The organism is Massilia sp. Root335 (genome assembly GCF_001425685.1).
In the GTDB taxonomy this organism is placed as follows: Bacteria; Pseudomonadota; Gammaproteobacteria; order Burkholderiales; family Burkholderiaceae_D; genus Telluria; species Telluria luteola.
The window spans coordinates 1-18,658 of record NZ_LMCY01000002.1 but is presented as its reverse complement, the minus strand read 5'-3'; the positions used below and the strand labels follow the sequence as shown (position 1 = coordinate 18,658).

The window sequence follows — 18,658 nt, the reverse complement described above, 5'->3', positions numbered from 1 at the left end:
CCCCACACCTCGCGGCACATGGACCTGAACCATGCGCGTCTACCAATTCCGCCACGTGGGCATTGGACCGCTTTGCTTACATTGCTCGACGTTGCCGTCGAATTCCGCTACGATATCAGGCTTTGCCGTTTTGCGCTAGACCAACTTTCGTTTCGGCCAAGCGCGCATCGCCTGCGCAGCGCCCTCCGTTTCCGGCTGTGCCGTATCCGAAGAGACCGAAAGTATAGCGGATGGATGGCAAATGTCAAAGTCCCACTGAGCAGGACAGTCCCTGCACGCTTCACGGTCGAAGTTAGGCGAATCCGCCGGTCCTCCGTTACACTACGCGCACCCACGTGTCAATGTAACGATATCCGTGCCGTCAGATGGACGGTGCCACCACTGAGAAGATAAGAATACAAATTTGAAGCACCCAACTCATACCATTCCAAGCCGCGAGGAAATCCTCGGCGTGTTTCGCCAGGCCCAGGGACCGCTCGACAGCGGCGCCCTCGCCCGAGCCCTGCAAGTCAACCCGGACGCGGAAGGCGTGCTGGCGCGCCGCTTGAATGCGATGGAGCGTGACGGCCAGTTGCGCGCCAATCCCGCGGGCGAATATGCGCTCACGGACCACTCCAGCTTCATTTCCGGCCGCATCAGCGCGCACCGCGACGGCTTCGGCTTCGTGATCCCGGACGAGGGCGGCGAAGACCTCTTCTTGCCGGACAAGGAAATGCAGAAGGTCCTGCACGGCGACCGCGTGCTGGCCAGGGTCGTCGGCACCGACCGCCGCGGCCGCGCCGAAGGCACGATCGTCGAGGTCAGGGAGCGGGCCAACACGCACGTCATCGGCCGCCTGCTGAACGAGAACGGCGTCTGGATCGTCGCGCCGGAAGACAAGCGCATCGGCCAGGACATCCTCGTGTCCGGCTCGCCCGGCAAGGCCAAGTCCGGCCAGATCGTCAGCGTCGAACTCGTCGAGCAGCCGTCGCGCTTCCGCCAGCCCACCGGCAAGATCGTCGAAGTGCTCGGCGACCTGGACGACCCCGGCATGGAGATCGAGATCGCCGTGCGCAAGTTCGGCGTGCCGCACATCTTTTCGCCGGCCGCCGTCAAGCAGGCGAACAAGCTGCCGAACGAGGTGCGCGACGCCGACCTGGGCGACCGCGTCGACCTGCGCGACGTGCCGCTCGTCACGATCGACGGCGAGGACGCGCGCGACTTCGACGACGCGGTGTACTGCGAACCCGTCAAGATCGGCCGCACGAAGGGCTACCGCCTGCTCGTGGCGATCGCCGACGTCAGCCATTACGTCAAGCCGAACGACGCGCTCGACGGCGACGCGATCGAGCGCTCGACGTCGGTGTATTTCCCGCGCCGCGTGATCCCGATGCTGCCGGAAAAACTGTCGAACGGCCTGTGCTCGCTGAACCCGGCCGTCGACCGCCTCACGCTCGTGTGCGACATGGTCGTGACGACCGACGGCGAAGTGAAGGCCTACCAGTTCTACCCGGCCGTGATGCACTCGGCGGCGCGCCTGACCTATAACGAGGTCGCCGCCATCCTGGGCAACACGAACGGGCCGGAAGCGGGCCGCCGGCCGGGCATCGTGCCGCACCTGCTGAACCTGAACGAGGTGTTCCGCGCGCTGCTGCAGGCGCGCCAGGAGCGCGGCGCGATCGACTTCGAGACGACCGAGACCTACATCGTCTGCAACGCGATGGGCAAGATCGAGAAGATCCTGCCGCGCACCCGCAACGACGCGCACCGCCTGATCGAGGAATGCATGCTGGCCGCCAACGTGTGCGCGGCCGACTTCCTGATCCGCCACGACCAGCCGAGCACCTTCCGCATCCACGCCGTGCCGACCGAGGAAAAGCTGAACCAGCTGAGGACCTTCCTCAAGCAGGTCGGCCTGAACCTGGGCGGCGGCACGACGCCGCAGGCGCGCGACTATGCCGAGCTGATGGTGCGCATCAAGGAACGCCCCGACGCCACGCTGCTGCAGACGATGCTGCTGCGTTCGATGCAGCAGGCCGTCTACAGCCCGGACAACGTCGGCCACTTCGGCCTCGCGTACGAGGCGTATGCCCACTTCACGAGCCCGATCCGCCGCTATCCCGACCTGCTGACGCACCGCGCCATCAAGGCCGTCTTGAAAGGCAAGAAATACGAGCCGACCGGCATCGACCTGTCCAAGCTGAACACGACGGTGTCGAAGACCGTGCGCAAGCAGGCCGCCAAGGACAAGGCGGAAGGCAGGCAAAAGGATCCGAAGGACCTGACGATCTGGGACGCGCTGGGCGTGCACTGCTCGGCCAACGAGCGCCGCGCCGACGAGGCGTCGCGCGACGTCGAGAACTGGCTCAAGTGCTACTACATGAAGGACCGCCTCGGCGAGGAATTCACGGGCGTGATCTCGGGCGTGACGCCGTTCGGCATCTTCGTCCAGCTCGACCAGCTGTTCGTCGAGGGCCTCGTGCACGTTACCGGCCTCGGCACCGACTTCTTCCAGTACGACGAGACCCGCCACGAGCTGCGCGGCGAACGCACGGGCCAGGTGTACCAGCTGACCGGCCGCGTCACGGTGCAGGTGGCGCGCGTCGACCTGGAATCGCGCAAGATCGACCTCGTGCTGGCGCAGCCAGCGAAGAACGACAACGTGCCGGCGCCGCTGGAGCGCGCCCGTGCCGCCGCACAGGACGCGTCGGCCTCGAAGCCGCCGCGCCGGCGTAAAGCCCGGGATGGCGCGGTGCCCGTGTCGCAGCAGGAAGCGCGCGCGACCCCGGCCGAGCCGGCCGCATCCTCGTTCGGCGCCACCGACGAGAACGAGGAGGACGTCGTGTTCGTGCCGCCGACGCGCCGTCGCCGCGGTGCTCGCAATGCCTCGCCCGCAGCAAACCAGACCGCGTCCAAGAAGACCGCGGCGAAAAAAAGCGCTTCCACAAAGAGCGCGTCCAAAACCAGGAAGAAGAAGTAACGCATGAAAAATAAAATGATTTTTGGCTTCCACGCCGTGACCTCGCGCCTCCGCCACGAGGCCGCCAGTGTGGAAGAGATCTTCGTCGACGCGGGCCGCCAGGACCGCCGCATGCAGGACCTGATCGCCAACGCGAAGGCGGCCGGCGTGCGCGTCATGCCGGTCGAAGCCGAGCGCCTCGACAAGATCGTCGGCACCCGCCGCCACCAGGGCGTGATCGCGTTCGCCAGCCAGTTGTCGCTGGCGCGCAACCTGGACGAGCTGCTGGATGCCGTGGAAGGCCCGCCGCTGCTGCTGATCCTGGACGGCATCACCGACCCGCACAACCTGGGCGCCTGCCTGCGCGTGGCCGACGGCGTCGGCGCACATGCCGTCATCGCCCCGAAAGACCGGTCCGTCGGCCTGAATGCGACGGCCGCCAAGGTGGCCAGCGGCGCCGCCGAAACCGTGCCTTACATCACCGTGACGAATCTGGCGCGCACGATGCGCGACCTGAAGGAACGGGGTATCTGGCTGATCGGCACGACCGACGATGCCGACAAGGGCCTGTACGAAGGCGATTTCACGGGCCCGACGGCGCTCGTGATGGGTTCGGAAGGCGAGGGCATGCGCCGCCTGACCCGCGAGACCTGCGACGTGCTGGTGTCGATTCCCATGTTCGGCTCGGTCGAGAGCTTGAACGTGTCCGTGGCCTCGGGCGTGTGCCTGTACGAGGCGCGCCGCCAGCGCCTGGCGCGCGAGCCGCAATAATCCGGTCGTAGGATGGGCTCCCCGAGCCCATCGGGCGGCCGCATGGCGCCGCCCCCAAAAATGATTCCCTCATAAGCAAATACGGCGCGGATCGGCTACCATGCGGTGTCACTTGCCCGAATCCCGACTATGTTTTCCAAGCTGCGCGAAGATATCCAGAGCATCATCGAACGCGACCCTGCGGCCCGTAACGCATGGGAAGTGCTCACCTGCTACCCGGGCCTGCACGCCGTCGTCATGCACGGCTGGGCGCACGCCTGCTGGCGCGCCAATTTCCGCTGGCTCGGCAGGTTCATCTCCTATTTCGCGCGCGTGCTTACCGGCATCGAAATCCATCCGGGCGCGACGATCGGCCGGCGCGTGTTCATCGACCACGGCTTCGGTGTCGTGATCGGCGAGACGGCCGTCGTCGGCGACGACTGCACGATCTACCAGGGCGTCACCCTGGGCGGCACGACCCTGGTGGCCGGCACGAAACGCCATCCGACGCTCGAGCGCGGCGTGATCGTCGGCGCCGGCGCGCAGGTGCTCGGCGCGTTCACGGTCGGCGAATATGCCAAGGTCGGCTCCAACGCCGTCGTCGTCAAGCCGGTTCCGGCCGGCGCCACGGCCGTCGGCAATCCGGCCCACATCATCCGCAAGGAAGACCAGTCACGCAGCGCCCAGATGTTCGCCGCCTACGGCGTCACGCCGAACGGCGACGATCCGCTGTCGAAGGCGTTGCGCAACCTGATCAACCACGTGGCCCAGCAGGACGAGCAGATCGAGCGCATGTGCGCGACGATGAAGGCGGCCGGTATCCGCTGCCATACGCCGGACGAGAGTGATAAACTCGACCAGGCTCAACTGAACCGGCTCGTCGAGTAAGCGACCGCGAACACACAAAGGACACCGATGCAAGACGATATCCCGGGCAGCTTCGACCCGGCATCCGACCTCGACCCCAACGAAATCCGCGTACTGGGCGTGCTCGCCGAAAAAGAGGCGCTGACGCCGGACAATTACCCGATGTCGCTGAACGCGGTGATGAACGGCTGCAACCAGCTGTCCAGCCGCGACCCCGTGATGCAGTTGTCCGAGGACGTCGTCCACGACACGCTGCAGCGCCTCATGCAGCGCAAGCTCGTGAACGGCATCGCCCAGGCCGGCGCGCGCGTCATCAAGTACGAGCACCGCATGCGCATCAAGTGGACGCTCGAGCAGGACAAGGTGGCCGTGCTGGCCGTGCTGATGCTGCGCGGCCTGCAGACCGCGGGCGAGATCCGCAGCCGTACCGGCCGCCTGCATGAATTCAAGTCGGTGGCCGAGGCGGAAAGCGCGCTGCAATTCCTGATCGACAAATATCCGCCGCTCGTCGCGCGACTCGAGCGTGCGCCCGGGACCAAGGAGCCGCGTTACGGCCAGCTGCTGGGCGGTGCGATCGACGTCGCGAAAATGGACGCTGGCGGTGGCGCCGCCGGCGGTGGTTCGGCCGGCGGCTCGACCGGCGCCCGCGTGGCCCAGCTGGAACAGGAAGTGGCCGCGCTGCGCGGCGAAGTCGACGAACTCAAGGCGCAGTTCGCCGCGTTCCGCCAGCAGTTCGAATAACGGCACCGGCGGCCTTACGTGCCGCCGTCGCCCATCTCCACGAGCGCGTCGTCCGGCCACGCCGGATCGCCGATCGGCGCGAGCACATTCCACCCATGGGTCTCCAGCGTGCGCGAGCGCTCGCCGGCGCGCAGCACGGCGCGCGTGCCCGCCTGCGCGGCCATGACGCCATAGTTGAAATCCTTCTTGGCGCACCAGTCCGACGTCATCATCAAGGTGTTGATGGCGGCCTTCGCCAGGAACGGCATCTGTTCCTTGACGATGGCGATGGTCACCCGGCATTCCAGGCGCAGGTCGCCGAGGCGGCGCACGTTGTCCGGCAGGACGGCCGTGCGCACCTCCGGGTGTCCCGTGTACAGGCCGTTCTTCCGGTTCAGGATGAAAGTGGCGTCGGCATCGTACGCGGCCTGGCTGCGCTGCACGGTGAGCAGGCCGGTGGCGTCGATCGGGACGTTTTCCTGGAACGCGCCGTCGTCGCTCGCCAGCCGCAACCGCAGGCCGTCGCCCGCATTCGCCGGGGCGCCATCCGCATGGCGCATGCGGAAGCGCAGGGTGGCATCCGGCGCCAGCGCGCGGTTGGCGTCGAAGGCATCGAGGCCGGCCGCGACGCTGCGGTAGGAGCGCATCTCCGGGTCCGCGATGCCGGCGACGTGGACCGACGGCACGGGTTCATCGGCCCGCGCGGCGGGCGCGCCGTACGCCGTCAGCAGGATCAAGCCCAGCAAGGCCGCGCGCATCGCTCAGCCTTCGTCGCGCCAGCGGCGCACGCGGATCGCGGCGTACAGCATCGCCACCCCGAGCACGACGCCGATCCAGGCGTCAAGGCCGGCCAGCGACATGTACGACTGGGGCACGAGGCCGCTCATGTCGATGCCGTTCCTGGTCGGCTGAATCGCCGCCGACAGGCCGCCCTGGAACTGGAACCAGATACCCGGCACGATGCCGCCGAGGATGCGTGCGACCACGTCACTCGTATAATGCGCCAGCAGCAACGTCTGGCCGGAAAAGTTCTCGAGTGCCGCATTGATCCATTTGATCGTGACGAGCGCGACCACCGGCACGCCGACTGCCCACAGGAACGGCTTCGATTTCGCCCAGCTCGACACGAGCATCAGCCAGCCCACGGTCGGCAGCGCCCACACGACGTACACCGGCAGCAGGGCGACAAGGCGCAGCGGCGCGAGATACAAGTTGGGTGACGCCAGCATTGTCGCGAACAGGTTCAGGCCTTGTGCGCTGAGTTCTATGCAGGTGAGGAGGAGCAGGATCAGTGCCGCGACGATGGCCAGCGCGATCGTGATCGCGGGGGCGACGACCACTGCGGTGATGGTCTTGGACAGTACCGTCATCGAATCGGAAACGGGCAGCGATTTCCAGAACAGGATGCTGCGGTCGCGCCGTTCATCGTACAAGGCGCCCAGGCAGTAGAAGAATACGACCGCGGTCAGGACGACCAACAGCGGCGCCATGCCGCCCATGTACATGCCGGTGGCCATGCGCGCGACCACGTTTGCCGTTTCGTCGGGCAAGAGTGCCGCCAGCCGCGCGTGATCGAGCGGCTGGCCGTTGATCGTGACGTGCGCCGGCAAGTGATGCGTCATGATGCCGTAGCTGATGCCGCCGCCGATCAGGACCACGAGCAATGTCCCTACGATCAGTGGCGCCCAGAACATCGATCCCTTGTGCTCCCAGAACTCGCGCCGCAACAGCCATTTCATGGTGTCCGCGCTGGTAGTCGTATTCATGCGTAGGTTCCTTTCATGGTCGCGACGAACAGGTCGGCGACAGAGGGATTGCGGGTTTCGCCGAGGGCGGCCAGCTGCTGGCGCGAGGCGCCGCCGGGGCCGGCGTCGAACAGCAGCACGGCCTTGCCGAACACGGTGCGGCGGTCGATCGGCTGCAGCGCGTTGGCGGCGCTCAGTTTTTCCTGCGGAACCATCACTTCGACATAGCGCTCGCCGATCTCTTCCATCGACGCGGCCAGCACGATGCGGCCGTCGCGGATGAACATCAGGTCGGTCAGGATGTGCTCGACTTCCTCGACCTGGTGCGTCGTGATGACGATCGTCTTGTGCTCGTCAAAATAGTCTTCCAGCAGGTTCTGGTAGAACTGCTTGCGGTAGATGATGTCCAGGCCCAGCGTGGGTTCGTCGAGCACGAGCAGTTTCGCGTCGATCGCCATCACGAGGGCCAGGTGCAGTTGCACGATCATGCCCTTGGACATTTCCTTGACCTTCATCGACGGCAGCAGCTTCGTGTTCGCGAGATAGCGTTCCGCCTTTTCGCGGTTGAAGCGCGGGTGCACGCCGGCCACGAAGTCGATGGCGTCCTTCACGCGCAGCCAGCGCGGCAGGATCGCGACGTCGGCGATGAAGCAGACGTCCTGCATCAGTTCGTCGCGCTGGGTGCGCGGATCGAGGCCCAGCACGGACAGCTGGCCTTCGAACGGGATCAGTCCCAGCGCGGCCTTCAAGGTGGTGGTCTTGCCCGAGCCGTTCGGGCCGATCAGGCCGACGATGCGGCCGGCGGGGATCGTGAAGTCGATGCCGTCCACGGCCGTGCGCTTGCCGTAGCGCTTCGTCAGGCTCTTGGCTTCGATGACGGCGGTCATTGCGCGCCTCCGTTCGGTTCACGCAGCAATTGCTCGATGTTGAGGCCGAGACGGCGGATACGTTCCAGCATCGCCGGCCATTCCTCGCGCAGGAAGCGTTCCCTTTCGCTTGCGAGCAGCTTTTCGCTCGCGCCTTCCGTGACATACATGCCGATCCCCCTTCGTTTTTCTACTAAGTTGTCGTCGACCAGTTCCTGGTAAGCCTTCGAGACCGTGATCGGATTCAGCTGGTATTCGGCCGCGACCTGCCGCACGGAAGGAAGCGGGTCCCCCGCCTTCAGGGCGCCATCGAGCATCATACCGATCACCTTGTCCTTCAACTGCCGATAGATCGGCGAGTTGTCATTCCAGCCGATCGTCATCGCCGGCCCCCTTTCGTCGTGGTGGTGCAGTCCATGTCATGCCTGCCTCCATGTTGGTGATGTAGAGTCGTGGTGTTGTAGTGAAGTATAACACCGAGTCGACGCGAGTCAATACGCGGATGGCCGGGGACGACCTAGCAGGATTGAGAGGGTCGGATTCGGGTCCGGAACGCGAGCCGGACCGGGCGGTCAAACAGTAGGAGCAGGCGGGATCGCCTGGCCGTCGAGGTCGCAACGCAGGATGCGTCCGTCTTCGTCGATCGCGATCCAGCCGCCGCGCACGGGCGCCTCATCGAGCTCCCAGTCGGGCAGCACATAGCGCTGCCGGCCGTCGGCATCGTGCAGGGCAGGGCGGTGCGTATGGCCGTGGATCATGACATCGGCGCCGCTGTCCGCATGCAGCGCGGCGATGGCGGCCGGGGTGACGTCCATGATCTCGTACGACTTGTCGCCGTGGGCGGCGCGGCTGCCTTCGCGCAGGCCGGCGATGATCGCCTTGCGCTGGGCCAGCGGCATGGCGAGGAACTGGCGTTGCCATGCCGGGTCGCGCACCTGCGCGCGGAACGCCATGTACTTGACGTCGTCCGTGCACTGGGCGTCGCCATGTACGAGCACGACCTTGCGGCGGGCGCTCCCGCGGCCCGCGATCGCCGCGACGTGCGGCTCGGGCAGCAGGGTGAGGCCGGCCGCGTCGGCGAAGCCGGCGCCGACGAGGAAGTCGCGGTTGCCGGCGAGCCAGCAGACGGCCGTGCCGCCGTCGCTCACGCGGCGCAGCGCGGCGACGACGCTCGCGTTGAACGGATCGTCGAGGTCGTCGTCGCCGGCCCAGTATTCGAAGATGTCGCCGAGCAAATAAAGCCGCTCGGCATGTGCCGCGCGTTCGGACAGGAAGCGGAAGAACGCCTCGGCCGTACGCGGGTGGGAGGCCTGCAGGTGCAGGTCGGAAATGAAGAGTGCGAGCGTGCGCGCGGGTGCGGTCATCTTGTTGCCAGGACGACCGGGCGGTTCCCGCGCGTCATGCCTGCCTGTCTGGAGTTACTGAACGACTTCGACTTTCTCGATGATGACGTCCTCGCTCGGCACGTCCGAGTGCATGCCCGAGCGGCTGGTCTTGACGTTGTTGATCTGGTCGACGATGTCCTGGCCTTCGACGACCTTGCCGAACACGGCATAGCCCCAGCCGTCCTGGCCCGGGTAGTTCAGGAAATCGTTGTTCTTCGTGTTGATGAAGAACTGGGCCGAGGCCGAGTGCGGGGCCATCGTGCGGGCCATGGCGAGCGTGTACTTGTCGTTCTTGAGGCCGTTCTTCGCTTCGTTCTCGACGGTCTGCTCGGTCGGCTTCTGCTTCATGCCCGGCTCGAAACCGCCGCCCTGGATCATGAAGTCCTTGATCACGCGGTGGAAGATGGTGTTGGTGAAGTGACCCTTGTTCACGTAGTCCAGGAAGTTGGCAACGGTCTTCGGTGCCTTCTCGGCGTCCAGTTCGACCTTGATGTTGCCCTTGTTGGTGGTCATGAGTAAGGTGGTCATGTTTTTGTCCTGTGATGGTTGGTGATGCCTCGACGGCCGGCACAAGGCACAGCAGGTTGTCGCGGTTGGAGTTGCGAGTTCGTTATTTTACTAGCTTATCGCCCTTGAGGAGGGTCACGGACTGGATCGTGACGGGCGTCACGGGCACGTTCTCGAGGCCGTGGATGTCGTCGACGACGACGCTTTTGATCTTGTCGACGACGTCCTGGCCCTTCACGACCTTGCCGAACACGGTATAGCCGGACCCTTGCATGTTCGGATAGTCGAGGCCCGGATTGTCGACCACGTTGATGAAGAATTGCGAGGTGGCGGAGTCCGGATTCGATTCGCGCGCCATGGCGACCGAATACTTTTCGTTCGACAGGCCATTGTTGGACTCGTTCTTGATCGGTTTGTTCGTGCGGCGCCCGTGGAACTGGGCGTCCATGCCGCCGCCCTGGATCATGAAGCCGTCGATCACGCGGTGGAAAATGGTGCCCTTGTAGAAGCCGGACTTCACATATTTAAGGAAATTGGCCACGGCGATGGGCGCTTTTTCCTGGTTCAGTTCCAGCACGATCTCGCCCATCGACGTTTTCAACGCGACTTGCGGCTCGGCGGCGAACGCGGCCGTGGACAGGGCCAGCGCGGCCAGGCCGGCGGCGAAACGGGTGGCAAATCGGGTGACAAACGGGGCGCCGGTCGATTTCAGGACGTGCATCGTAGCTTCCTCTCGGTGGATATAGAGCAAAGTGCTGTCAAGGGTTTTGCAGAAAAATAAACCTATGGCATATGCGGCCAGTCGGGATTTTATCAATGCTATACTTTGCGACGGACTGCGGATTCTATCAAAAAGAACAAGGTTTCCCCGAATCGCGGTCCTGACACTCCCGACGCGCCCGCCACGTCCCGGCATCGCCGCACGGCAGCGTTTCGAGCGTCATGCTCCAACCCTCTAGCAAACATCCGATGAGCCAACTCAAGATCTACAACACGCTCGCGCGTGACAAGCAGGTTTTCGTTCCCCTCCAACCCGGCAAGGTCAACATGTACGTGTGCGGGATGACGGTCTACGATTACTGCCACGTCGGTCACGCCCGGATGATGATGGCGTTCGACGTCATCTATCGCTGGCTCAAGGCATCGGACTACGACGTCAAATATGTCCGCAACATCACGGACATCGACGACAAGATCATCAAGCGCGCCGTCGAGAACGGCGAGACCATGACGGCGCTGACGACGCGTTTCATCAAGGCGATGGACGAGGATACGTCCGCACTGGGCATCCTGCCGCCGGACGTCGCGCCGCGCGCGACCGAATACGTGCCGCAGATGCTGTCCATCATCGACAGGCTGGAGACGAAGGAACTCGCCTACCAGGGCGACGACGGCGACGTGAACTATGCCGTGCGTAATTTTCCGGGCTACGGCAAGCTGTCCGGCAAGTCGCTGGACGACCTGCGTGCGGGCGAGCGCGTGGACGTGAACACGGGCAAGCGCGATCCGCTCGACTTCGTGCTGTGGAAGGCCGCCAAGGAATCCGAGCCGGACGAGGCGAAATGGGATTCCAAATGGGGCAAGGGCCGTCCGGGCTGGCACATCGAATGCTCGGCCATGTCGTGCGCCATGCTGGGCGAACACTTCGACATCCACGGCGGCGGCGCCGACCTCCAGTTCCCGCACCACGAAAACGAGATCGCCCAGTCTGAGGGCGCGTTCGGCGCGCCCATGGCCAATTACTGGATCCATAACGGCTTCGTGCGCGTCGATAACGAGAAGATGTCCAAGTCGCTGGGCAATTTCTTTACGATCCGCGACGTCCTCAAGCAATACGATCCGGAAGTCATCCGCTTCTTCATCCTGCGCGCCCACTACCGCAGCCCGCTGAATTATTCGGACGCCCACATCGACGACGCGAAGGGCGCGTTGACGCGCCTGTACACCGCGCTGGCCGAAGCGGATATCGGCGGCGCGGCGGTGAGCGTCGACTGGAACGAACCGCACGCGCTGCGCTTCCGCGAAGCGATGAACGACGATTTCAACACGCCGCTGGCGGTGGCCGAGCTGTTCGACCTGGCGTCGGAAGTCAACAAGAGCAAATCCCTCGCGGCCGCGCGCCAGCTGAAAGCGCTGGCCGGCGTGCTGGGCCTGCTCGAACGCAACCCGCAAGCCTTCCTGCAGGCCGGCAGCCCGCGCGAGGGCGGTCTCGACGAAGCCGCGATCGTCGACGCGATCGCGCGCCGTGCCGCGGCCAAGAAGGCACGCAACTTCGCCGAGGCCGATGCGATCCGCGCCGAGCTGACGGCGGGCGGCGTCGTGCTCGAAGACAAGCCGGACGGCAGCACCAATTGGCGTCGCGCCTGACGCCAGCGCGCCCGGACACATAACGAGCATGGCACTTTCCAAGGAACTCGCGGGCGCCGCGCCGGCGCAGCCGGACGTTCAGCCTTCCGTCCCACCCTATTGGGCGGAGGCGAAGGCCGAGCTCATGCGTCGGGACCGCATCATGAACAAGCTGATCCCCCAGTTCGGCGACATGCACCTGCGCGGCCACCCCGATCCGTTCACCACGCTGGCCCGGTCCATCGTCGGCCAGCAGGTGACGGTCAAGGCGGCCGAGGCCGCCTGGACGAAGCTGCGCGCGCTGTGTCCGAAGATGACGCCGTCCCAGGTCGTCAAGGCCGGTGCCGAAGAGATCGCCGGCTGCGGGCTGTCGAAGCGCAAGACGGAATACATCCTCGACCTGGCCGACCACTTCAAGGCGAAGCGTGTGCACGCGGACCAGTGGTCGCAGATGGACGACGAGGCCGTGATCGCCGAGCTGGTCCAGATCCGCGGCATCACGCGCTGGACAGCCGAGATGTTTTTGATATTTAATCTGCTCAGACCGAACGTCCTGCCCCTGGACGATCCCGGCCTGATCCAGGGCATCAGCCAGAATTATTTTTCCGGTGAGCCAGTTTCGCGCAGCGATGCGCGCGAGGTGGCGGCCAACTGGGAACCCTGGCGGACAGTTGCCACATGGTATTTGTGGCGTAGCCTGGATCCGGTTCCGGTATAGAATAACGCCCTTGCCGCCGCGCGGATGATCTTCCGCGGCCACGAACACACCCGGAGGTACAATGAGTAAAACAACTTTCCTCAGTTTCGAGCAGCCGATTGCCGAGCTCGATTCCAAGATCGAAGAGCTGCGCTTCGTGCAGGATGATTCCGCCGTCGACATCTCGGAAGAAATCGATCGCTTGGCCAAGAAGAGCCAGCAACTGACGAAAGACATCTATGCCAAGCTGACCCCCTGGCAGGTTTCCCAGATCTCCCGTCATCCGCAGCGTCCGTACACGATGGACTACGTGAACGCGATCTTCACCGATTTCCATGAACTGCACGGCGACCGTACGTTCGCCGACGACCAGTCGATCGTGGGCGGCCTGGCCCGCTTCAACGGCCAGTCGTGCATGGTGATCGGCCACCAGAAGGGCCGCGACACGAAAGAGCGCGCGATGCGCAACTTCGGCATGCCGAAGCCGGAAGGCTATCGCAAGGCGATGCGCCTGATGAAGCTGGCCGAGAAATTCAACCTGCCGATCTTCACGTTCGTCGACACCCCGGGCGCGTTTCCCGGCCTCGAAGCGGAAGAGCGCGGCCAGTCGGAAGCCATCGGCCACAACCTGTACGTGATGGCCGAGCTGAAAGTGCCGCTGATCGCCACGATCATCGGCGAAGGCGGCTCGGGCGGCGCGCTGGCGATCGCCGTCGGCGACGCCGTGCTGATGCTGCAGTACGCGACCTATTCCGTGATCTCGCCGGAAGGCTGCGCGTCGATCCTGTGGAAGACGTCGGAACGCGCTGCCGAAGCGGCCGATGCGCTGGGCCTGACGGCGCACCGTCTCAAGGCGATGGGCCTGATCGACAAGATCGTCAACGAGCCGCTGGGCGGCGCCCACCGCGACCCTCAGCAGATGGCGCAATTGCTCAAGCGCGCGCTGGCCGACACGCTGCGCCAGTTCCAGGGCATGAAGACCCGCGACCTGCTCGATGCCCGTCACGCCAAGCTGATGTCCTACGGCAAGTTCAAGGAAACGACGCCGCGCGAAGAGTGAGCCGTCGTACGCAAGGGCCGGGCGCCGCGTCCGGTCCAGCCGCCCAATTCGCGCAGGCCATCGAGGCCCTGCGCGCAGATGACCTCCCCGCCGCCATGCCGCGCGTCGCGGTCGCCCTCAGCGGCGGCCTCGACTCGATGGTGCTGCTGCGCCTCGCACACGCGCACGGACTGGACGTATGCGCCTTGCACGTCCACCACGGCCTGAGCCCGAATGCCGACGCCTGGCGCGACCATTGCGCGGCCGCCGCTGCCGAGCTGGGCATCCCGTTCGACTGGCGCGCGGTCGTCGTCGCGAAAGGGAAGAGCGGCATCGAGGCAGCCGCGCGCAAGTTGCGTTACGCGGCGCTGGGCGAGATGTGCCGGGTCCACGGCGCCGAGGTGCTGCTGACGGCCCACCACCTCGACGACCAGGTCGAGACGGTACTCCTGCAATTGCTGCGCGGTTCCGGTCCGGCCGGGCTGTCCGGCATGGACCCCGCCAACCGCGCCCCCGGCCTGCTGGGCGACGAGCGCCTGGCGATGGCGCGGCCGCTGCTGGGCGTCGCGCGCGCCGATCTCGAACGCTTTGCGCGGGAGCAGGGCGTCGCCTGGGTCGAGGACGAATCCAACGCCGATCCGCGCTACGCCCGCAACGCGCTGCGCCACCAGGTGATGCCGGCGCTCGCCGCCGCGTTTCCCGGTTATCAGCAAAGAGTTGCGCGCAGCAGCGCCCATACGCGCTCGGCCCAGCGCCTGCTGGACGAACTGGGCGAGCAGGACCTCGCCGCCTGCCTGGCGGGCGATGCGCTCGACCTCGCGCGCGCGCGCCTGCTCAGCCGCGACCGCATCGACAACCTGCTGCGCCACTGGTTCGCGACCCGCCGCCTGGCGATGCCATCGACGGCGTGGCTCACGCAGATGGTGGCGCAGATCCTGTCCGCGCGCGACGATGCGCAATTGCTCGTCGAGCATCCCGACGTGCAGGTGCGCCGCCACCGCGACCTCCTGCACCTCGTGCCGCACCCGCCGGAACTGGCCGGCTTGCGCGATCCGGACGACGCCGGCATCATCGACAGGCACGCCCAGCCCTTTACCTGGCGCGGCGAGCCGGCGATCGCGTTTCCGGACTACGGCGGCACGCTGCATTTCGATGCGGCCGAGCGCGGGTTCGATCCCGCCTGGCTGCGGGGGCAGTCTCTCGAGATCGATTTCCGCAAGGGCGGCGAACGGCTCCGGCTGGCGCACAACCGCCCCACGCGCAGCCTCAAGATGCACTACCAGGCCAGCGGCATCCCGGCCTGGGAGCGGGGGCGCCTGCCCATCGTCAACGCCGGCGTCGACCTGTTGTTCGCGGCGGGCCTCGGCATGGATTGCCGGCACGTGTCGGACGGGCCGGGGCGTGTCGCATTACGTTGGGAAAGCGCCACGGCAGCCATCCCGGGCTAATGCTATTTCCGCATTACCATATTCCTATTCGGTATAGATTTCGTGTCCTGACGGCTTGTGATTCTGCGGCGCAGCATGTAGAGTAAAAGGCTCATTTGATTTTTTACAAGCGGAAATCCCTTCAGTCATGGCCTTAATAGTCCACAAATACGGCGGTACGTCGATGGGTTCGACGGAACGCATTAAAAACGTCGCGGCCCGTGTCGCCAAATGGCACGACGCCGGCCACAGAGTCGTCGTCGTCCCGTCGGCAATGTCCGGTGAAACCAATCGTCTGATCGGCCTGGCGAAAGAGATTATGTCGCAGCCGGACCCGCGCGAGCTGGACATGATTGCATCGACCGGCGAACAGGTTTCCGTGGGCCTGCTGGCCATGGCCCTGCTGGCGCGCGGCAAGGATGCCGTGTCGTACACGGGCTGGCAGGTGGGCATCAAGACCGACTCGGCCTTCACGAAGGCCCGCATCCAGTCGATCGACGACACCCGCGTGCGCGCCGACCTGGACGCCGGCAGAATCGTGATCATCACCGGTTTCCAGGGCATGGATGAGGATGGCAACATCTCCACGCTGGGCCGCGGCGGTTCGGACACTTCCGCCGTCGCGATCGCGGCCGCGCTGAAGGCCGACGAATGCCTGATCTACACGGACGTCGACGGCGTCTACACGACCGACCCGCGCGTCGTGAGCGAAGCGCGCCGCCTGTCCAAGATCACGTTCGAGGAAATGCTGGAACTGGCGTCGCTGGGCTCGAAAGTCCTGCAGACCCGCTCCGTGGAATTTGCCGGCAACTACCGCGTGCCGACGCGCGTGCTGTCGTCGCTGACCGACCCCCTGATGTCGCTCGAAGAAGAAGCCAACTCGGGTACCCTGATTTCGTTTGAGGAAGAAAGCAACATGGAACAAGCCGTCATCTCGGGCATCGCCTTCCACCGCGATGAAGCCAAAATCACCGTCCTGGGCGTGCCGGACAAGCCGGGCGTCGCCTACCACATCCTCGGTCCGATCTCGGAAGCGAACATCGAGGTCGACATGATCATACAGAATCAGTCGGTCGACGGTAAAACCGATTTCACCTTCACGGTGTCGCGCAACGATTACCAGCGCGCCATGGGCGTGCTGGAAGGCATCCAGGCCGAAATCGGCGCCGCGCGGATCCTGGGCGATGCCAAGGTCTCGAAGGTGTCGGCCGTCGGCGTGGGCATGCGCAGCCACGTGGGCGTCGCGTCGCAGATGTTCCGCACGCTGTCGGAAGAGGGCATCAACATCCAGATGATCTCGACGTCGGAAATCAAGATTTCGGTCCTGATCGACGAGAAGTACATGGAGCTCGCCGTCCGCGCGCTGCATAAGGCTTTTAACCTGGAACAAGCTTAACTTTTTTCAAAAAAATGGCCGTGCTTCCTTGACCAAACGAGGTGTGGCCATTAATATGCGTGCACTCAGCGCTGACGCATAAACGTTGAAGCTGACTGGAGGCGTGGCCGAGTGGCCGAAGGCACTTCCCTGCTAAGGAAGCATACGGGCTTAAACCTGTATCGTGGGTTCGAATCCCACCGCCTCCGCCAGAACACTGTTCCTGAACATTCAGGAACATCAAAAAACCCGCTGTTCTCATAGAGACAGCGGGTTTTTTGTTGCCTAATCCTGTCCGGCGATGTCCCTGAATGGCCAGAGTCTTTGGGGGCATTTTTCGGGGCATTCATTGCCCCTCTCGGACAGGATGCCCCCAAAATGCCCAAACAGGTACAGCCCCTGACCCAGCTGCAGGTGCGCAACGCCAAAGCAAAGGACAAACCCTACAAGCTTGCCGATGGAGGCGGCTTGTACCTTGAAGTCATGCCCAGCGGCGGCAAGCTCTGGCGTATGAAGTTCAGGCAAGCCGATGGTAAAGAAAATAGGCTGGCCTTCGGCGCGTTTCCGGACGTCTCTCTCTTGGACGCGCGGGCGAAGCGCGACGAAAGCGCGCCAGTTGCTGGCTGCCGGTACGGATCCGGCCCGCGCGCGGGCGGAGCAGGCGCGTCAGGCGCGGCTGGTGGAGCAGAATACCTTCGAGCATGTCGCGCGCGACTGGCACCGGACCATGCTCAACAAGTGGCAGCCGGGGACCGCGGAGGAAATCCTGCGGCGCTTCGAGTCGGACCTCTTTCCGGCGTTCGGACATCTGCCCATCAACAAGGTACAGGCACCTGACGTGCTGGATGCCATTCGGGCGATCGAGAAGCGCGGTGCGCTGGAGATCGCGAACCGGCAGACCGCAAACTGCTCGCGCGTGTTCAAGCATGCGATCCGTTGCGGCCTTGCGGAACGCAACCCCGCCGAATTCCTGCGCGAGGTCCTACAGCCACGCGAGAAAGGACACTTCGCAGCGATCGGTGCCGACGGATTGCCCGAGTTCCTGCGCGCGCTGTATGCCAACGAGGCCTGCATGGGCGTGTCGACCCGCATCGCGATGAAGTTGATGCTGCTGGTGTTTGTCCGGACCAGTGAACTCATCGAGACACCGTGGGCCGAGATCGACCTGGAGAAGGGCGAGTGGATCATTCCCTGGAAACGCATGAAGCGCGGGAAGCGCCGCATCAATCCCGACAAGACCGACCATCACGTGTGCCTGTCGCGGCAGGCTCTAGGGCTTCTGCGCGATCTGCATCGGCACACAGGCGGCGGGCCCTACCTGTTCCCGAACCTGCGTGATCCGAAGAGACCCATGAGCAACAACACGTTGCTGAAGGCGCTCGAGCGCATGGGGTACAAGGGCGACATGACCGGGCACGGGTTCCGTGCGCTGGCGATGAGCACGTTGAAAGAACACCTGGGCTATCGGCATGAGGTCGTCGACCGCCAGCTGGCGCATGCGCAGAAGGACAAGCTGGAAAGCGCATACGACCGGGCCAAGTACTTGGAAGAGCGGCGAAAGATGATGCAGTGCTGGGCAGACTACATCGACCGCGTTGCGGCAGACGCGATGCGCGTCTCGCCCGGCCGCGCCGATAATTCAATGGCTTGACGCTGGAGCGGCCGTATCTCGCCGATCAGGTTTTCAAGGGATTGCGTTCCTCATCCATTGCGTTATCTTGGCTCCAGTGAGAACTCAAGAGGAGTACAGATGACTACCGATGCCAACTCGAGCGACCGGATGATCAAGCTGCCGGAAGTGATCAGCATGACCGGGCTGTCGCGATCGAGCGTTTATCTGCTGATCAAGAAGGGTAATTTCCCGCCTCAGATCAAGCTGTCGACCAGGTCTTCTGGCTGGCTTTGGAGAGAGATAAACAGCTGGCTGGAATCGGGGGGTGTACCAGATTCTGTGTAAACGAGTCTTTGTTTAAGTCTGCGGCACGCGGTCTTCAAA

The 18,658-nt window shown here is 64.5% G+C and carries 18 protein-coding genes, 1 tRNA gene and 1 pseudogene; 13 read left to right on the top strand and 7 right to left on the bottom strand.

The annotated features are described in order from the left end of the window. Nucleotides 1-403 precede the first annotated feature (403 nt). From rnr to ASC93_RS00195, 4 genes are all read left to right on the top strand, one after another. On the top strand, nt 404-2,959 hold the full coding sequence (rnr, locus tag ASC93_RS00210) for a ribonuclease R (RefSeq protein WP_056435225.1): 2,556 nt from the start codon (nt 404-406) through the stop codon (nt 2,957-2,959). A gap of 3 nt (nt 2,960-2,962) precedes the next feature. Then, entirely contained in the window at nt 2,963-3,709 is a 747-nt protein-coding gene (rlmB, locus tag ASC93_RS00205; RefSeq protein ID WP_056435223.1) for a 23S rRNA (guanosine(2251)-2'-O)-methyltransferase RlmB, read from the top strand. A 105-nt stretch (nt 3,710-3,814) separates the two neighbouring features. After that, complete coding sequence (gene cysE / locus ASC93_RS00200) at nt 3,815-4,576, top strand: serine O-acetyltransferase (protein WP_368854494.1); 762 nt, start codon at nt 3,815-3,817, stop codon at nt 4,574-4,576. Nucleotides 4,577-4,603: 27 nt separating this feature from the next. Then, nucleotides 4,604-5,296 carry a YceH family protein gene (locus tag ASC93_RS00195; protein WP_056435218.1) on the top strand — a complete coding sequence of 231 codons (693 nt, stop codon included), beginning with the start codon at nt 4,604-4,606 and terminating at the stop codon, nt 5,294-5,296. A 14-nt stretch (nt 5,297-5,310) separates the two neighbouring features. On the opposite strand, the gene ASC93_RS00190 is transcribed toward ASC93_RS00195, so the two are convergent. From ASC93_RS00190 to ASC93_RS00160, 7 genes are all read right to left on the bottom strand, one after another. Beyond that, complete coding sequence (locus tag ASC93_RS00190; RefSeq protein ID WP_056435216.1) at nt 5,311-6,033, bottom strand: hypothetical protein; 723 nt, start codon at nt 6,031-6,033, stop codon at nt 5,311-5,313. Between the two features lie 3 nt (nt 6,034-6,036). Beyond that, nucleotides 6,037-7,041 carry a hypothetical protein gene (locus ASC93_RS00185; protein WP_056435213.1) on the bottom strand — a complete coding sequence of 335 codons (1,005 nt, stop codon included), beginning with the start codon at nt 7,039-7,041 and terminating at the stop codon, nt 6,037-6,039. Further along, nucleotides 7,038-7,907 (bottom strand): ABC transporter ATP-binding protein, encoded by an 870-nt coding sequence (locus tag ASC93_RS00180; protein WP_056435210.1) that lies wholly within the window; start codon nt 7,905-7,907, stop codon nt 7,038-7,040. The genes ASC93_RS00185 and ASC93_RS00180 overlap by 4 nt, the downstream gene beginning before the upstream one ends. Beyond that, nucleotides 7,904-8,269, bottom strand: coding sequence for a GntR family transcriptional regulator (locus ASC93_RS00175; protein ID WP_056435207.1), 366 nt, complete (start codon nt 8,267-8,269; stop codon nt 7,904-7,906). The genes ASC93_RS00180 and ASC93_RS00175 overlap by 4 nt, the downstream gene beginning before the upstream one ends. A gap of 189 nt (nt 8,270-8,458) precedes the next feature. Next, nucleotides 8,459-9,250, bottom strand: coding sequence for a UDP-2,3-diacylglucosamine diphosphatase (locus ASC93_RS00170; protein WP_056435204.1), 792 nt, complete (start codon nt 9,248-9,250; stop codon nt 8,459-8,461). 54 nt (nt 9,251-9,304) lie between these two features. Continuing rightward, entirely contained in the window at nt 9,305-9,799 is a 495-nt protein-coding gene (locus ASC93_RS00165) for a peptidylprolyl isomerase (protein ID WP_056435200.1), read from the bottom strand. A gap of 82 nt (nt 9,800-9,881) precedes the next feature. Further along, on the bottom strand, nt 9,882-10,499 hold the full coding sequence (locus tag ASC93_RS00160) for a peptidylprolyl isomerase (RefSeq protein ID WP_056435197.1): 618 nt from the start codon (nt 10,497-10,499) through the stop codon (nt 9,882-9,884). Between the two features lie 248 nt (nt 10,500-10,747). Between ASC93_RS00160 and cysS the strand changes: the two genes are divergently transcribed. From cysS to ASC93_RS00120, 9 genes and pseudogenes are all read left to right on the top strand, one after another. Further along, a complete protein-coding gene (cysS, locus tag ASC93_RS00155; RefSeq protein WP_056435194.1) occupies nt 10,748-12,145 on the top strand; it encodes a cysteine--tRNA ligase in 1,398 nt (465 codons plus the stop codon). Nucleotides 12,146-12,173: 28 nt separating this feature from the next. After that, nucleotides 12,174-12,842: a DNA-3-methyladenine glycosylase gene (locus ASC93_RS00150; RefSeq protein ID WP_056435191.1), complete on the top strand. Its 669-nt coding sequence runs from the start codon at nt 12,174-12,176 to the stop codon at nt 12,840-12,842. 61 nt (nt 12,843-12,903) lie between these two features. After that, complete coding sequence (locus ASC93_RS00145) at nt 12,904-13,881, top strand: acetyl-CoA carboxylase carboxyltransferase subunit alpha (RefSeq protein ID WP_056435188.1); 978 nt, start codon at nt 12,904-12,906, stop codon at nt 13,879-13,881. Continuing rightward, the gene (gene tilS / locus ASC93_RS00140; RefSeq protein WP_307188950.1) at nt 13,878-15,308 is read left to right on the top strand and encodes a tRNA lysidine(34) synthetase TilS; all 1,431 of its coding nucleotides are present in this window, start codon (nt 13,878-13,880) and stop codon (nt 15,306-15,308) included. The genes ASC93_RS00145 and tilS overlap by 4 nt, the downstream gene beginning before the upstream one ends. Nucleotides 15,309-15,435: 127 nt before the next feature. Continuing rightward, entirely contained in the window at nt 15,436-16,683 is a 1,248-nt protein-coding gene (locus tag ASC93_RS00135) for an aspartate kinase (RefSeq protein WP_056435185.1), read from the top strand. A gap of 97 nt (nt 16,684-16,780) precedes the next feature. Next, nucleotides 16,781-16,874, top strand: a tRNA-Ser gene (locus tag ASC93_RS00130). A 166-nt stretch (nt 16,875-17,040) separates the two neighbouring features. Beyond that, nucleotides 17,041-17,208: pseudogene (locus tag ASC93_RS31825) on the top strand (Arm DNA-binding domain-containing protein); the annotation flags it as partial. A 70-nt stretch (nt 17,209-17,278) separates the two neighbouring features. Then, nucleotides 17,279-18,313 (top strand): tyrosine-type recombinase/integrase, encoded by a 1,035-nt coding sequence (locus tag ASC93_RS00125; RefSeq protein ID WP_229412481.1) that lies wholly within the window; start codon nt 17,279-17,281, stop codon nt 18,311-18,313. Between the two features lie 99 nt (nt 18,314-18,412). Further along, entirely contained in the window at nt 18,413-18,619 is a 207-nt protein-coding gene (locus tag ASC93_RS00120) for an AlpA family transcriptional regulator (protein WP_056435182.1), read from the top strand. Nucleotides 18,620-18,658: the final 39 nt, after the last annotated feature.

What these genes read in the sequence shown, in the direction of transcription:
- rlmB (WP_056435223.1), top strand. Translation starts at nt 2,963, where the DNA reads ATGAAAAATAAAATGATTTTTGGCTTCCACGCCGTGACCTCGCGCCTC.
- ASC93_RS00195 (WP_056435218.1), top strand. Translation starts at nt 4,604, where the DNA reads ATGCAAGACGATATCCCGGGCAGCTTCGACCCGGCATCCGACCTCGAC.
- ASC93_RS00165 (WP_056435200.1), bottom strand. Translation starts at nt 9,799, where the DNA reads ATGACCACCTTACTCATGACCACCAACAAGGGCAACATCAAGGTCGAA.
- ASC93_RS00145 (WP_056435188.1), top strand. Translation starts at nt 12,904, where the DNA reads ATGAGTAAAACAACTTTCCTCAGTTTCGAGCAGCCGATTGCCGAGCTC.
- ASC93_RS00175 (WP_056435207.1), bottom strand. Translation starts at nt 8,269, where the DNA reads ATGACGATCGGCTGGAATGACAACTCGCCGATCTATCGGCAGTTGAAG.
- ASC93_RS00180 (WP_056435210.1), bottom strand. Translation starts at nt 7,907, where the DNA reads ATGACCGCCGTCATCGAAGCCAAGAGCCTGACGAAGCGCTACGGCAAG.
- ASC93_RS00185 (WP_056435213.1), bottom strand. Translation starts at nt 7,041, where the DNA reads ATGAATACGACTACCAGCGCGGACACCATGAAATGGCTGTTGCGGCGC.
- ASC93_RS00190 (WP_056435216.1), bottom strand. Translation starts at nt 6,033, where the DNA reads ATGCGCGCGGCCTTGCTGGGCTTGATCCTGCTGACGGCGTACGGCGCG.
- ASC93_RS00160 (WP_056435197.1), bottom strand. Translation starts at nt 10,499, where the DNA reads ATGCACGTCCTGAAATCGACCGGCGCCCCGTTTGTCACCCGATTTGCC.
- cysS (WP_056435194.1), top strand. Translation starts at nt 10,748, where the DNA reads ATGAGCCAACTCAAGATCTACAACACGCTCGCGCGTGACAAGCAGGTT.
- ASC93_RS00170 (WP_056435204.1), bottom strand. Translation starts at nt 9,250, where the DNA reads ATGACCGCACCCGCGCGCACGCTCGCACTCTTCATTTCCGACCTGCAC.
- ASC93_RS00120 (WP_056435182.1), top strand. Translation starts at nt 18,413, where the DNA reads ATGACTACCGATGCCAACTCGAGCGACCGGATGATCAAGCTGCCGGAA.
- ASC93_RS00135 (WP_056435185.1), top strand. Translation starts at nt 15,436, where the DNA reads ATGGCCTTAATAGTCCACAAATACGGCGGTACGTCGATGGGTTCGACG.
- ASC93_RS00150 (WP_056435191.1), top strand. Translation starts at nt 12,174, where the DNA reads ATGGCACTTTCCAAGGAACTCGCGGGCGCCGCGCCGGCGCAGCCGGAC.